This window comes from Cellulomonas sp. ATA003 (assembly GCF_031582905.1).
GTDB lineage: Bacteria > Actinomycetota > Actinomycetes > Actinomycetales > Cellulomonadaceae > Pengzhenrongella.
In genome coordinates, this window is sequence record NZ_CP133990.1 from 169,874 (window position 1) to 183,567 (window position 13,694).

The following is a 13,694-nucleotide window of genomic DNA, read 5'->3' on the forward strand; positions in this document are numbered from 1 at the left end:
CGCACCGACGACGGCGCCCGTCCCCCCACCGCGGGGGACGGGCGCCGTCGTCGGTGCGGGCGGACTACTTCACGTCGTCGTCGACCCAGTCGAAGGTCTTCGTGACGGCCTTCTTCCACAGGCGGTACTGGCGGTCGCGCTCGCCGTCGTCCATCGCCGGCTCCCAGCGCTTGTCCTCCGCCCAGTTGTCGATGACGTCCTGCTCGCCGTTCCAGAAGCCGACCGCGATGCCGGCCGCGTAGGCCGCACCGAGGGCGGTGGTCTCGGCGACCTGGGGCCGGATGACCGGGACGCCGAGGATGTCCGCCTGGAACTGCATGAGCGTCTCGTTGACCACCATGCCGCCGTCGACCTTGAGCTCGGTGAGGTCGACCCCGGAGTCGGCGTTCATCGCGTCCAGGACCTCGCGCGTCTGGAACGCGGTCGCCTCCAGGACGGCGCGGGCGATGTGCCCCTTGTTGACGTACCGCGTCAGCCCGACGAGCGCCCCACGGGCGTCCGACCGCCAGTACGGGGCGAACAGCCCGGAGAACGCGGGGACGAAGTAGGCGCCGCCGTTGTCGTCGACGGTCGCCGCGAGCTTCTCGATCTCGGGAGCCGAGCTGATCATCCCGAGGTTGTCCCGCAGCCACTGCACGAGCGACCCGGACACCGCGATCGATCCCTCGAGCGCGTACACGGTCGGCTGGTCGCCGATCTTGTAGCAGACCGTGGTGAGCAGCCCGTTCTTCGACGGGATGGGCTCGGTGCCGGTGTTGAGCAGCATGAAGTTGCCCGTGCCGTAGGTGTTCTTCGCGGTGCCCACCTCGAAGCACGCCTGGCCGAACGTGGCGGCCTGCTGGTCGCCGAGGATCCCGGCGATCGGGACACCCGGGACCATCCCGCCCTCGCGTCCCTTGCCGTACACCTCGGACGACGACCGGATCTCGGGGAGCATCGACATCGGGATGCCCATCTCCGCCGCGATCTCCTCGTTCCAGCTGAGGGTGTCGAGGTTCATGAGCATGGTGCGCGAGGCGTTCGTCGGCTCCGTGACGTGCAGGCCGCCGTTGGTGCCGCCCGTCATGTTCCACAGCACCCAGGAGTCGGTGTTCCCGAACAGCAGGTCGCCCTGCTCGGCCTTCTCCCGTGCGCCGTCGACGTTGTCCAGGATCCACTTCACCTTGGGACCCGAGAAGTAGGTCGCCAGCGGCAGCCCGACGCGGTCCTTGTACCGGTCGGCCCCCGCCGAGCGCGGCGAGCTCGTCGCAGATCTTCTGGGTCCGGGTGTCCTGCCAGACGATCGCGTTGTAGACCGGCTTGCCGGTGGTCCGGTCCCACACCACCGCGGTCTCGCGCTGGTTGGTGATCCCGACGGCGACGATGTCGCGGTAGGTGAGGTTCGCGCGGGTCAGCGCGAGGCCCACGACCTCACGGGTGTTGCGCCAGATCTCTTCGGCGTCGTGCTCGACCCAGCCGGCCTTGGGGAAGATCTGCTCGTGCTCGAGCTGCCCGGTCTCGACGATGAGGCCGGAGTGGTCGAACACGATGGCGCGCGTGCTGGTGGTGCCCTGGTCGATCGCGAGGACGTACTCAGCCATGATCTACGGCCTTTCTCTCGGGGGAGGCGCCGTCGGGGACGGCGGGGAGGGCGGGAACGGCGGGGAGGGTGCGGCGGGTGCGTGGAGGCACGGCCGCGTCAGGCGACGAAGCGGGCGAACAGGCCGGCGAGCATGCCGCCGGCGATCGGACCGGCGATCGGGACCCACGCGTAGGCCCAGTCGCTCGACCCCTTGCCCTTGATGGGCAGCACGGCGTGCGCGATGCGGGGCCCGAGGTCACGAGCCGGGTTGATGGCGTACCCGGTGGGACCACCGAGGCTCGCACCGATGCCGACCACGAGGAGCGCGACGGCCAGCGGGCCCAGCTGGTTGGGGGTGTTGCCGAACTGGATGACGATGTACACCAGCACGAAGGTGCCGAGCAGCTCGGTCATGAAGTTCCAGACGTAGGACCGGATCTCCGGGCCGGTCGAGAACACGCCCAGCTTCACGGCCGGGTCGGCCGGCTCGTCGAAGTGGTTCTTGTAGGCGACGAACGCCAGGACGGCGCCGAGGAAGGCCCCGATGAGCTGGGCCGCGATGTAGACGAGGGTCGAGGTCACGCTCACCTCGACCCCGGGGGCGTACTCCTCGGCGCCGTTGGCGAGCAGGCCGAGGGTCACGGCCGGGTTGATGTGCGCACCCGAGCGCCATGCGGCGAACACACCGGCGAACACCGCGAGGCCCCAGCCGAAGTTGATGAGGAGCCATCCGCCGCCGAACCCCTTCGTCCTCGGCAGGATGACGTTGGCGACCACGCCGGCACCGAGCAGGAGCAGCAGCCCCGTCCCGATGACCTCGGACAGGAAGACATCTCCCAGGGAGACAGAATCCACGTTGACCTCTCAGGTTGTGTTGACGGGACGTCCTTGTCACGTTCTGCACCGGGGAGCCATCCGCACGCCCCGGTGCGTCGCCGTCGGCGCAGCGGTGCGCCGGCGGAGCTCCTCTACGCGCCCGCCGCGAGCTGGCGCAGCGGGGTGATGTCCGGCGCGGCGTGCCGCGCACTCTGCGCGGCCTCGTCGTCCGGGGCCTGCTCGGCCTCGGCCTCGGCCTCGGCGCGCGCGGTGTAGGCGGCGACCTCCTCGGCGCGCGTGGACGCGTCCCAGCCGAGCAGCGGGGCCACGATGTCCGCGATCTCCTCGATCGCGCCGACCCCGCGGTCCGCCTGCTCGTAGTTGAGCCGGGTCCGGTGCAGGAAGACGTCGTCCAGGTGCAGGGCGCCCTCGTGCGTCACCGCGTACGCGATCTCGGCCCGTAGGTACGCGGGCGCGCCGGTCAGCCGCTCACCCAGGCTCGGATCGGCGTCCACGGAGGCGATGAGCTCGGGGAGCATCGAGCCGTAGCGGTGCAGGAGGTGGTCGAGCATCGTGCGGGACCAGCCGTACCGCCTCGCGATGGTCGGCGCCTGACGCTGGAGCACCTGCAGCCCCTCGGCCCCGGCGAGCGGGATGGTGTCCGTGATGGACGGCAGCCCGTGCGCGCGGCCGCCGATCGCGAAGTCGATGGCGTCCTTGGCCATCACGCGGTAGGTGGTCAGCTTCCCCCGGCGATGACGGTCAGCCCCGGGGTCGGGGAGGCGACGGTGTGCTCGCGCGACACCTTCGCCGACGACGTCCCCTCCTTGGTCCCCGGCTGCAGCAGCGGGCGCAGTCCGGCCCAGGTGCCGATGACGTCCTCGCGGCTGATCGGCCGCGACAGCACGGTGTTGGCGTGGTCGATGACGTAGTCGATGTCCGCGGCGTTGGCGACGGGGTGGACGAGGTCCTGGTGCCATGCGGTGTCGGTGGTGCCGATGACCCAGTAGCGGGACCACGGGATGATGAACAGGACGCTCTTCTCGGTCTGCAGGATCAGCCCGACGTCACCGGCGATGCGGTCGCGCGGGACGACGATGTGGATGCCCTTGGACGCCAGGACGCGCAGGCCGCCGTCGGTCCCGGCGAGCGACTCGGTCTCCTCGGTCCAGACCCCGGTCGCGTTGATCACGTGTCGGGCCCGGACGTCGAACGTCCGGCCGGTCTCGAGGTCTTCGACGGTCGCGCCCGTGACGGTGCCGCCCTCGGTCGTCGTCATCCCGACCACCTGCGTGCGCGACGCCGCGTGCGCGCCGTACGAGACCGCGGTGCGGATCAGGGTGGAGACGAGGCGGGCGTCGTCGACGCTCGCGTCCCAGTACCGGACCGCGCCGATGGCGGCGTCGTGGCGCAGGTCGGGGAAGAGCCGCTCCATGCCGCGACGCGTCACGTGCTTGTGGATCGGCAGCGCCCGACGGCGCCCGTTGACGCTGGCCAGCGTGTCGTACAGCGCGACGCCGGCGCCGACGTACGCCCGCTCCCACACGCGGTGCTCGAGCGGGTAGAGGAAGGACACCGGGCGCACGAGGTGCGGCGCGAGCCGGGTGATCAGCAGGTCGCGCTCGGTGAGCGCCTCGCGCACCAGGTGGAAGTCGAGCATCTGCAGGTAGCGCAGGCCACCGTGGACCAGCTTGCTCGAGCGGCTCGAGGTGCCGCTCGCCCAGTCCTGCGCCTCCACGATCCCCACCTTGAGACCCCGCGTCACGCCGTCGAGGGCGATCCCGGCGCCGGTGACGCCGCCTCCGATCACCAGGACGTCGAGCTCGTGGCCCGAGGTGGTGCTGGCGTCGAGCTCGTCCAGAGCCGCGCTGCGTGCCTGCGCCGTCAGTGCCGCTGTCTTCACCGTGTCCTCCTGTCGGTGCGAGCCGCTCGGCGCGCACGTCGCACGCCGACCGTCTCGTCCCCCGTGTGTCCGGAATGTCGCGCGTGCGACCCCTATGCTTCTCACCGGACGAACGGACGCGCAAGGAACGTGCACGAACGTGCACGCCACGAAAGGCTGACATGCCCGAAGAGCGCGAGCAGGACGTCCTCCGCGCGGCGTCGATGTACTACCTCCAGGACATGAAGATGGAGGTGATCGCCCGGCAGCTGCACACCTCACGCTCGACGGTGTCGCGGCTGATCAAGCGCGCGCGGGACACCGGCCTCGTCGAGATCACGCTGCGGCCGGCGAGCACGCGGGCTCCCGGGCTCGGGCAGACCCTCGGCACCCGCTTCGGCGTCGCGGCCTACGTGGTGCCCGTGCCGGACTCTGCGGCGCAGATCGACCGGCTGGACCAGGTCGCGGTCACCTCGGCCAAGCTCCTCGCGTCCTGGTTCGACTCCGACATGGTCATGGGGATCGCCTGGGGGACGACGCTCGCGGCGGTCAGCCGGCACCTTCTGCACAAGCCCACGCGGGGCAGCGCGGTCGTGCAGCTCAACGGTGCCGCCAACATGCGCACGAGCGGGATCGAGTACGCGAGCGACCTCATCTCGAGCTTCGGCTCGGCGTTCGACGCCGCGGTGCACCACTTCCCGGTGCCGGCCTTCTTCGACTTCCCGGACACGAAGGCGGCCATGTGGCGCGAGCGCTCGGTGCGCCGCGTCCTGGACGTGCAACGACGTGCAGACATCGCACTGTTCTCGGTCGGTGCCGTCGCCGGGGCGGTGCCGAGCCACGTGTACTCGGCGGGGTACCTCGACGACGCCGACATCCAGACGCTGCACGGCGAGGGCGTGGTCGGGGACGTGTGCACGGTCTTCCTGCGCGCGGACGGCAGCTACGCGGACGTCGCGCTGAACGCGCGCGCGACCGGTCCGACGCCCGCCGAGCTGCACCGCGTGCCGCGCCGGGTGTGCGTCGTGGCCGGTGACAACAAGGTCGTCCCGTTGCTCGCCGCGCTGCGCTCGGGTGTGGTGACCGACCTGGTGATCGACGAGCTGACCGCGCAGCGGCTGCTCGACGTCGCGGCGAGCGGGCACGGCGGGGCTGGGCACGGTGCAGCCGGGCACGGCGGGGCTGGGCACGGTGCGGCCGGGCACGCGGCCGGGCACGGTGGGGCCGGACGCGCGCCGCTACGGTGAGGGCGTGACCCGGACGCCCCTGACCGTGCGCCCCGCCGTGCCCGCCGACGTCCGCGCGATCCGGGACCTGGTGGCGCCGTACGCGACCGAGCGGATCCTGCTGGCCAAGGAGATGGTCGGGTACTACGAGTCGGTGCAGGAGTTCCTGGTCGCCGAGGCGCCGCCGACCAGCGAGGAGCGCGAGGGCGGGGCGACGCCCGCGGCGGGGGACGGCGGGCGCGAGCTCGCGGGCTGCGGTGCGCTGCACGTCATGTGGGACGACCTCGCCGAGATCCGCACGCTCGCCGTGTCACCGCGGTGGCGGCGTCGCGGGGTGGGCCACGCCCTGCTCGAGGCGCTCGTCGAGCGCGCCCGGACCCTGGGCCTGCGTCGGCTGTTCTGTTTGACCTTCGAGGTCGACTTCTTCGCCGCGCACGGCTTCCGGCCGATCGACGGCACACCGGTCCCATCCGACGTGTACGCCGAGCTGCTGCGCTCGCACGACGACGGCGTCGCGGAGTTCCTCGACCTCGCCCGGGTCAAGCCCAACACCCTCGGCAACACCCGGATGCTCATCGAGCTGGACTGACGCCGGGCGGCCGCCGACGACGGCCGCACCGGCGCCGGTGCTCGCCCGGCGTCCCGGCATGCTTGCGCGGCGTCGCGGCATCCCGGCGTCCCGGCGTCGCGGCGCGTGGGTGCGGCCTCAGGCCGGCAGCTGCAGGGACACGTCGTCGTCCGGCCCGACTCGCTGCACGAGACCGTCCGCGACGAGCCCGTCGACGCACCGCCGCAGCTGGGCGGCGTCGTCCCCGTCGGTCGTGAACGTCGCCAGCGGCACCGGTCCGGCGGCCGCGCGCAGCAGACCCATGACGCGCCCGCGGACCTGCCGGTCGGTGCCGGCCCAGCCCTGGGCGCGGCGCCGGTCGGCGTGCACGTCCCCGGGGTACCCGGCGGCCCGCCACGCGCAGAGGTCGGCGACCGGGCACCGGGCGCACCGCGGCGACCGTGCCGTGCACACCACGGCACCGAGCTCCATGGACGCCGCCGCCCAGGCGGCGGCCTGCGGAGCGCTCGCCGGGACGAGGGCGGCCGCGCGCCGTACCTCGGCCGCGGTCTGCGTCGGGGCGGGCAGCGCGTGCCCACCGATCACCCGGGCGACGACCCGCCGTACGTTCGTGTCGAGCACCACCGACCGTCCCCCGTACGCGAACGCGACGACGGCCGCCGCGGTGTAGGCGCCGATCCCGGGCAGCGCCCGCAGGGCGTCCTCGTCGTCCGGCACGACGCCGGCGTGCCGCTCGGCCACCGCGCGGGCGCACTCCTGGAGCCGCAGCGCGCGCCGCGGATACCCGAGCCGACCCCAGGCCCGCAGGACGTCCGCGGTGCTCGCGTCGGCCAGGGCGCGCGGCGTCGGCCACCGCTGCATCCACGACGTCCAGACCGGCGCGACCCGCACGACCGGCGTCTGCTGCAGCATCACCTCGCTGACCAGGACGCCCCAGGCGGTCCGGTCCGGCGCGCGCCACGGGAGGTCACGGCGGTTCTCGCCGAACCAGGCGACCGTCCGCTCGACCAGAGCCGCCGCGGGCGGGAGCGGGGTCGGGGAGGGCGGACGCACGCGCCCATGGTGCCCGACGCCGGCGACCGGACCGAGCCGTCGCCGTCGCCGCTGCCGTCGCCGTCGCCGTCGACGTGGCCTCGACGGCGACCGGCGTGCCGTCCGGGTCACCGTGCCGGCCACCCGTACGGTGAGCGGGTCGAGCCGGCCGACGACGGCGAGGCCGGACAGCAGAGGAGTGGTGATGAGCACGGTCCTGCATCCCGTCGGCCCGCAGCGCGCCCGCGTGTACTGGATCCGGCGGTTGCTGGTCGTGCTGCTCGTGGTCGCGCTCGTGGTCGGCTCCGCGAGCCTGGTCTCCTGGCTGCGTGGCGACCGCGGCGGCGACGCCGGGGCCGCGGCGGCCACCGAGCAGCAGGCCGACGTCGACGCGACCTCGGGTGACGACGGCGAGGCGGGGGCGGCCGACGACGCCGGTGCTGTTGACGACGCCGCCGACGGCGAGGACGGCGGCGAGGACGACGCCCCGGCGACCCCGGTCGACTGCACCCCGGCCGCCCTCCAGCTGACGCTCACCGCGGCGGACGTCGAGGTCGCGCCCACCGCGAACCCGGTGCTGACCGCGACGGTCACGAACGTCGGTGACCTGCCGTGCACGGTCGACGCCGGCGACGCCGCACGCGAGGTCGTCGTGACCTCCGGCGAGGACCGGGTCTGGTCGACCAAGGACTGCGCGCCCGACGACCGCGCCTCCCGCCAGCTCCTGCTCGCCGCCGGGGCGGCCGACTCGGTGCCGATCGAGTGGGCGCGGGTCCGCTCCGCCGAGGGGTGCCCGGCCGACCTGCCCGCACCGCGCGCCGGCACCTACCAGGCGGTGGCGACCCTCGGCGCGGCGACGTCGCAGACGGTCGTGTTCATCCTGGAGTGACGCGGCGGACGGGCCTCGCGCGTCAGACGTAGCGCTCGAGGATGCTCGACTCCGCCAGGCGGGACAGCCCTTCGCGGACCGCGCGGGCGCGCTGCTCCCCGACGCCGTCGACGGCCATGAGCTCGTCGATCCCCGCGGCGAGCAGCTTCTGCAGGCCGCCGAAGTGCCCGACCAGCCGGTCGACGATGGTGTTCGGCAGCCGCGGGACCTTCGACAGCAGGCGGTACCCGCGCGGCCCGACGGCGGCGTCGAGCGCGTCGCCACCGCCCGGCAGGCCGAGGATCCGCGCGATGTGCGCGAGGTCGAGGAGCTCGGTCGAGTTGAGCGCCGCCAGGGCGGCCTGCACGGCGGCCGGCTCGCGGTCCTTGCGGGACGTCTCGACGTAGTCGCGGATGACCAGCTCGTGGTCCGCGCCGATGCCGCCGATGAGCTCGTCGAGCTGCAGCGCGAGCAGACGCCCGTCCGTCCCGAGCTCGACGACGTAGCCGGCGATCTCCTCGGAGATCCGGCGCACCATCTCCAGCCGCTGCACCACGGCCGACACGTCGCGGACGGTGACGAGGTCCTCGATCTCGAGCGCGGACAGCGTGCCGCTGACCTCGTCCAGGCGCGACTTGTACCGCTCGAGCGTGGCGAGCGCCTGGTTCGCACGGGACAGGATGGTGTCGGAGTCCTCGAGGACGTACCGCAGCCCGCCGACGTACAGCGCGACGATCCGCATGGACTGGCTGACCGAGATCACGGGGTAGCCGGTCTGCTTGGCGACGCGCTCGGCGGTGCGGTGCCGCGTCCCGGACTCGGTGGTCTCGATGGACGGGTCCGGCAGCAGCTGCACGGCGGCGCGCAGGATGCGGGTCGCGTCCTTGTCGACGACGACGGCGCCGTCCATCTTCGCGAGCTCACGCAGGCGGGTGGCCGAGAACTCGACGTCGAGCACGAAGCCGCCGGTCGAGATCGACTCCACGGTCCGGTCGAAGCCGAGCACGATCAGGGCCCCAGTGCGGCCGCGCAGGATGCGCTCCAGGCCGTCGCGGAGCTCCCCGCCCGGGGCGACGGCGGCGAGCGTCGTCCGCAGCAGGTCGTCGGGCGTGAGGGAGGGGTGGCCACGTGCGGATCCTACGCGGGCGGTCCCGGCCCGGGGCGGAGGACGGCGGCGCCACGCCCGGGCCGCGCCGGGTCGGCGCCCGGCGTCAGTGCGTCGTCGCCTCGCGCGGCCCGCTGGCGTGCAGCACGGCCTCCGCGAGGTTCCCGGCCTCGGCGACCGTCATGCCGTCCGGTGCGCCGCCGGGCTCGACCGAGCCGAGCGGCACGACGGCGTTGGTGAAGCCGAGGCGGGCGGCCTCCGCCAGCCGGCGGGACACCCCGGCGACCGGGCGGATCTCGCCGGCCAGGCCGATCTCACCGAGCGCGATCATGTTGGTCTTGAGGGCGACGTTGTCCCGCGCGCTCACCGTGGCGAGGGCGATGGCAAGGTCGGCCGAGGGCTCCACCGTGCGCGCGCCGCCGACCGTCGAGACGTACACGTCCACGTCGGCGAGGCGGGCCCCGACGCGGCGCTGCAGCACCGCCAGGACCATCGCGAGCCGGCTGGAGTCCACGCCGCTGGTCGTCCGGCGGGGGTTGGTCAGGACGCTGGGGGCGACGAGTGCCTGGACCTCGGCGGCGAGCGGTCGACGGCCCTCGAGGGTCACGGTGACGCAGGTGCCGGGGACGTGGTGCAGCGCCTGGGAGAGGAACAGGCCGCTGGGGTCGGTGAGCCCGACGATCCCCGTCTCGGACAGGTCGAAGCAGCCGACCTCGTCCGTGGGCCCGTACCGGTTCTTGGTCGCGCGGACCATGCGCAGCCGGGAGTGGCGGTCCCCCTCGAACTGGCAGACGACGTCGACGAGGTGCTCGAGGGTGCGCGGCCCGGCGATCGCGCCGTCCTTGGTGACGTGCCCGACGAGCACCGTCGGGATGTCGCGCTCCTTGGCGACCGCGATGAGCGCCGCGGCGACCTCACGGACCTGGCTGACACCCCCGGCCGCCCCGTCGACCTGGGCGGACGCGATGGTCTGCACCGAGTCGACGACGATCATGTCCGGCCCGACCTGGTCCACGTGCCCGAGCAGCGTCGCGAGATCCGTCTCCGCGGCGAGGAGGAGCCCGGGGTCGACGGCGTGGATCCGCTCGGCGCGCAGCCGCACCTGACCGGCCGACTCCTCACCGGTCACGTACAGCACCCGCCGGCCACCGCGGGCTGCGCGGGCCGCGACGTCGAGGAGCAGCGTCGACTTGCCCACACCGGGCTCGCCGGCGAGCAGCACGACCGCCCCGGGCACCAGCCCGCCACCGAGCACGCGGTCGAGCTCCGCGACCCCGGTCGGCCGGGCACGGGACAGCTCGACGTCGATCTCCCCGATGGGGCGCGCCGGCGTCCGGATCGTGGTGGTGGCGACGGTGCGGGGGCCCCGCCACCCGGGCCGGTGTCGTCCACGACGGTGCCCCAGGCCTGGCACTCGCCGCAGCGGCCGACCCACTTGGTGGTCGTCCAGCCGCACTCAGCGCATCGCAGACCCGTCCGCGGGGTGCGCTCGGGACGTCGGGCGGTGGAGGAGGTGGCCATGCGTCGGAGGCTAGCCCGCGCCACCCACACGCCCGACCGACCCGCTCGTGCCTGTGGACCGGGTGCCGGAGGGGCGCCCACGCACGGGCACGGGCACGGGCACGGGACCGGGCACGGGCACCGGACTGGGGTCCACCCGGCGGCGGGTCCCGGTGCGTAGGCTCGCGCCGACGTGGCCCGCGAGATGGCCCTGGACACGGTCGGAGGCACGGATGACGGATGCGGGGCGGCGGCCGACCACCGCCGGGCCGCCGGGCGATTGGCCGTTCGAGCCGACGACCGCGTCCCGGTCCGGCCTCGGTCCCCCGACGGCCCCGGACGGCGACATGGCCCCCGCGGCGGAGACCGCCGACGCCGCGACGCCGCGGCGTCGGCGGTCCCGTCGGGCGATCGCGCTCGGTGCCGTCGCCGCCGTGCTGGTGGCCGGTGCCGGCGCGGCCGCCGCGGTGGGTGCGTTCCGGCCGGATCCCGTACCTGCGCCGCCGCCGCACGTCGTCGTCCTGCCGTCCCCGACGCCGACCGTCGCGCCGGTCGAGCGGCAGCCGACCAGCCCGTTCGCGGATGCGCTGCCGTCGACCGTGCTCGCGTTCGCGCTGACCGGGATCACCGAGGAGCGCTCCCTGCTCCTCGACGGTGCGCTCGAGGGTCACCGTCTGGACTACGCGGACGGCGCGGGTGGCACCCTCACGGTCCTCGCGGGGCAGTGGCCCACCCCGGAGGACGCGCGGGACGCCTGGACGCGCGCGGTGCGCGAGCCGGGCGGGGGAGCGGACGCGAGCGGCGAGGCGTCCGCCGACGACCCGACCTCCGGCGAGCCGGACCCCGACGCCCCGGACCCCGGCGACCCGACGTCGGGCGAGGTCATGGTCGACGGCACGCCCGTCGGGCGGTGGGCGCTCACGCCGGTCGACGACGGCACCGCCGTCGTGACCTGGACCAACGGGACCGCGCTGCTGCAGGTGACCGGGCCGGCCGACGTCGTCCGGGACGTGCACGCGGCCTTCCCTCTGTAGGTCCGCCCACGCGGGCCGCCTGCCGACCGGACGGCCCGCTCACCTACGCTGACGGGCGACGTCCCGCCGTCCGGCGCGGACCACCGCCGGAGAGGGACGAGATGACCGACGACGTGACCACCCCTCGGCTCGCGGTGCTCGGCGGTGGGGTGATGGGCGAGACGGTCGTGGCCGCCGCCCTGCGCGCGGGGTGGACGCTGGACGACGTCCGGGTCGCCGAGCGGTCCGCGCTGCGGGCGAACGAGCTGGCCGAGCGGTACGGGGTCCGCGCGATGGACCCGGCGCCCGCGGTCGCGGGGTGGGCGGACGTCGTCGTCGTCGCGCTCAAGCCGGGCGACGTCGGCGGCGTGCTGACCGAGATCAGCGCGCGGCTGCGCCCCGGGACGCTCGTCGTCTCGGTCGCGGCCGGTCTGACCTGCGCGTTCCTCGAGTCGCGGTTGCCCGACGGCACCCCGGTGGTCCGCGTCATGCCGAACACCCCGGCCGTCATCGGGCAGGGCGCGAGCGCGATCAGCCCGGGCACGCACGCCGGCGAGGACCACCTCGCGCTCACCGAGCGGGTGCTGGCCCGGACCGGGCTCGTGGTCCGTGCGCCGGAGAAGGACCTCGACGCCGTCACCGCGATCTCCGGGTCCGGGCCGGCGTACGTCTTCTACGTCATCGACGCGATGGCCGAGGCCGGCGTCCTGCTCGGGCTGACGCGGGACCGGGCGCGCGAGCTCGCGGTCGCGACGGTCCAGGGCGCGGCCGCCATGGTGCAGCAGACCGGTGAGCACCCGGTCGTCCTGCGCGAGCGCGTGTCCTCACCGGGTGGGACGACGGTCGCGGGGTCCGCGAGCTCGACGCGCACGGCGTGCGGGCCGCGTTCGTCGCCGCGGCGCAGGCTGCGCACGACCGCTCCGTCGAGCTCGGGGCGCAGTAGGTGGCCGAGGCCCCGACCGACCCGGTGCGGACGCGGCCGCGCCCACCGGCGATGAGCGACGTCGCCCGCGTCGCCGGGGTGTCCCACCAGACGGTCTCCCGCGTGCTCAACGACCACCCGAGCGTGCGGGACGAGACGCGGGCGCGGGTGCTCGCCGCGATCGCGGACCTCGGCTACCGGCGCAACACCGCGGCGCGGGCCCTGGTGACCCGGCGCACCGGGACGATCGGCGTCGTGACGTCCGGCTCGGCGCTCTTCGGGCCGACCAGCACGCTGATCGCGGTGGAACGGGCCGCGCGGGAGGCCGGCCTGTTCGTCAGCATGGCGACGCTCGCACGCTGGGACGCCGCCGGCGTGCACCAGGTGCTCGAGCACTTCATGTCCCAAGGGGTCGACGGCGTCGTCGTCATCGCGGCGCACGACCACGCGGTCGAGGCGGTCCGGGCGTTCGGCGCCCCCGTGCCGCTGGTCATGGTGGGCCCGCGCGGGCTCGACCACCCGGGGCTGCAGGCGATCGCCGTCGACCAGTACGCGGGTGCCCGGATCGCGACCCGCCACCTGCTCGACCTCGGGCACCGGCACGTGCTGCACCTGGCCGGGCCGCAGGACTGGCTCGACGCGCGCTCGCGCGTGCGGGGTGGCGCGACGAGCTCGCGGCCGCCGGCGTCGCGGCGGGCGAGCCGGTCGCGTGCACCTGGCACGCCGGCCAGGGTTACGAGGTCGGACGCCGGCTGGTCGCCGACGGGCTGCCGACCGCGGTGTTCGCGGCGAACGACCAGCTCGCCCTCGGGCTGCTGCGCGCCTTCGCAGAGGCCGGCGTCCGGGTGCCCGACGACGTCTCGGTGGTGGGCTTCGACGACGTCGACGGCTCTGCGCACTTCTTCCCCCGCTGACGACCGTCCGGCAGGACTTCGGCGAGCTGGGCCGGCGCTGCCTGCAGCTGCTGGTCGAGGTCATGGAGGGACGGTCGGCCGACCATGCGCCGATCGTCCCGCGGCTCGTGGTGCGGGACACCACCGGAGCGCCCCGGGCCTGAGTCGGGGTGCCGCCTTGACGTCGCTGGTGTGAGCGTTAACATCGACGTGCCCCCGGCGACCCGCCGGAGGCGCACCCGCTCGTCGCGTTGTGGCGCAGGCGGTGCACGAGCCGTCCCGGACGGGAGCGACATGGCCGTCGACCC

General features: G+C 74.4%; 8 protein-coding genes and 4 pseudogenes. 6 read left to right on the forward strand and 6 right to left on the reverse strand.

What is annotated here, in order from left to right; all coding sequences use genetic code 11:
* Positions 1-64: 64 nt before the first annotated feature.
* The 3 genes and pseudogenes from glpK to REH70_RS00870 form a co-directional block, all read right to left on the reverse strand.
* Positions 65-1,580 (reverse strand): annotated as a pseudogene (gene glpK / locus REH70_RS00860) (glycerol kinase GlpK).
* Between the two features lie 98 nt (positions 1,581-1,678).
* Complete coding sequence (locus tag REH70_RS00865; RefSeq protein WP_310750652.1) at positions 1,679-2,416, reverse strand: MIP/aquaporin family protein; 738 nt, start codon at positions 2,414-2,416, stop codon at positions 1,679-1,681.
* Between the two features lie 113 nt (positions 2,417-2,529).
* A pseudogene (locus REH70_RS00870) lies at positions 2,530-4,280 on the reverse strand (glycerol-3-phosphate dehydrogenase/oxidase).
* Positions 4,281-4,441: 161 nt separating this feature from the next.
* Between REH70_RS00870 and REH70_RS00875 the strand changes: the two are divergent.
* Positions 4,442-5,506 (forward strand): sugar-binding domain-containing protein, encoded by a 1,065-nt coding sequence (locus REH70_RS00875; RefSeq protein WP_310750654.1) that lies wholly within the window; start codon positions 4,442-4,444, stop codon positions 5,504-5,506.
* Between the two features lie 4 nt (positions 5,507-5,510).
* On the forward strand, positions 5,511-6,074 hold the full coding sequence (locus REH70_RS00880) for an amino-acid N-acetyltransferase (protein ID WP_310750657.1): 564 nt from the start codon (positions 5,511-5,513) through the stop codon (positions 6,072-6,074).
* Positions 6,075-6,191: 117 nt separating this feature from the next.
* Here REH70_RS00880 and REH70_RS00885 read toward each other — a convergent pair whose 3' ends face one another.
* Positions 6,192-7,106, reverse strand: a complete 915-nt coding sequence (locus tag REH70_RS00885) for an A/G-specific adenine glycosylase (protein WP_310750661.1) — start codon at positions 7,104-7,106, stop codon at positions 6,192-6,194.
* Positions 7,107-7,290: 184 nt separating this feature from the next.
* Here REH70_RS00885 and REH70_RS00890 point away from each other — a divergent pair, with 184 nt between their 5' ends.
* Complete coding sequence (locus REH70_RS00890) at positions 7,291-7,974, forward strand: hypothetical protein (RefSeq protein WP_310750664.1); 684 nt, start codon at positions 7,291-7,293, stop codon at positions 7,972-7,974.
* 22 nt (positions 7,975-7,996) lie between these two features.
* On the opposite strand, the gene disA is transcribed toward REH70_RS00890, so the two are convergent.
* Positions 7,997-9,052, reverse strand: a complete 1,056-nt coding sequence (gene disA / locus REH70_RS00895) for a DNA integrity scanning diadenylate cyclase DisA (protein WP_310754084.1) — start codon at positions 9,050-9,052, stop codon at positions 7,997-7,999.
* A gap of 112 nt (positions 9,053-9,164) precedes the next feature.
* Positions 9,165-10,579, reverse strand: a pseudogene (radA, locus tag REH70_RS00900) (DNA repair protein RadA).
* Between the two features lie 326 nt (positions 10,580-10,905).
* Here radA and REH70_RS00905 point away from each other — a divergent pair.
* The 3 genes and pseudogenes from REH70_RS00905 (at position 10,906) to REH70_RS00915 (ending at position 13,550) form a co-directional block, all read left to right on the forward strand.
* Positions 10,906-11,592, forward strand: coding sequence for a hypothetical protein (locus REH70_RS00905; protein WP_310750667.1), 687 nt, complete (start codon positions 10,906-10,908; stop codon positions 11,590-11,592).
* 101 nt (positions 11,593-11,693) lie between these two features.
* Positions 11,694-12,569 (forward strand): pyrroline-5-carboxylate reductase, encoded by an 876-nt coding sequence (gene proC, locus REH70_RS00910; RefSeq protein ID WP_310750670.1) that lies wholly within the window; start codon positions 11,694-11,696, stop codon positions 12,567-12,569.
* A pseudogene (locus REH70_RS00915) lies at positions 12,566-13,550 on the forward strand (LacI family DNA-binding transcriptional regulator). Before proC ends, REH70_RS00915 begins: the two are co-directional and overlap by 4 nt.
* The last annotated feature ends 144 nt before the right edge of the window (positions 13,551-13,694 follow it).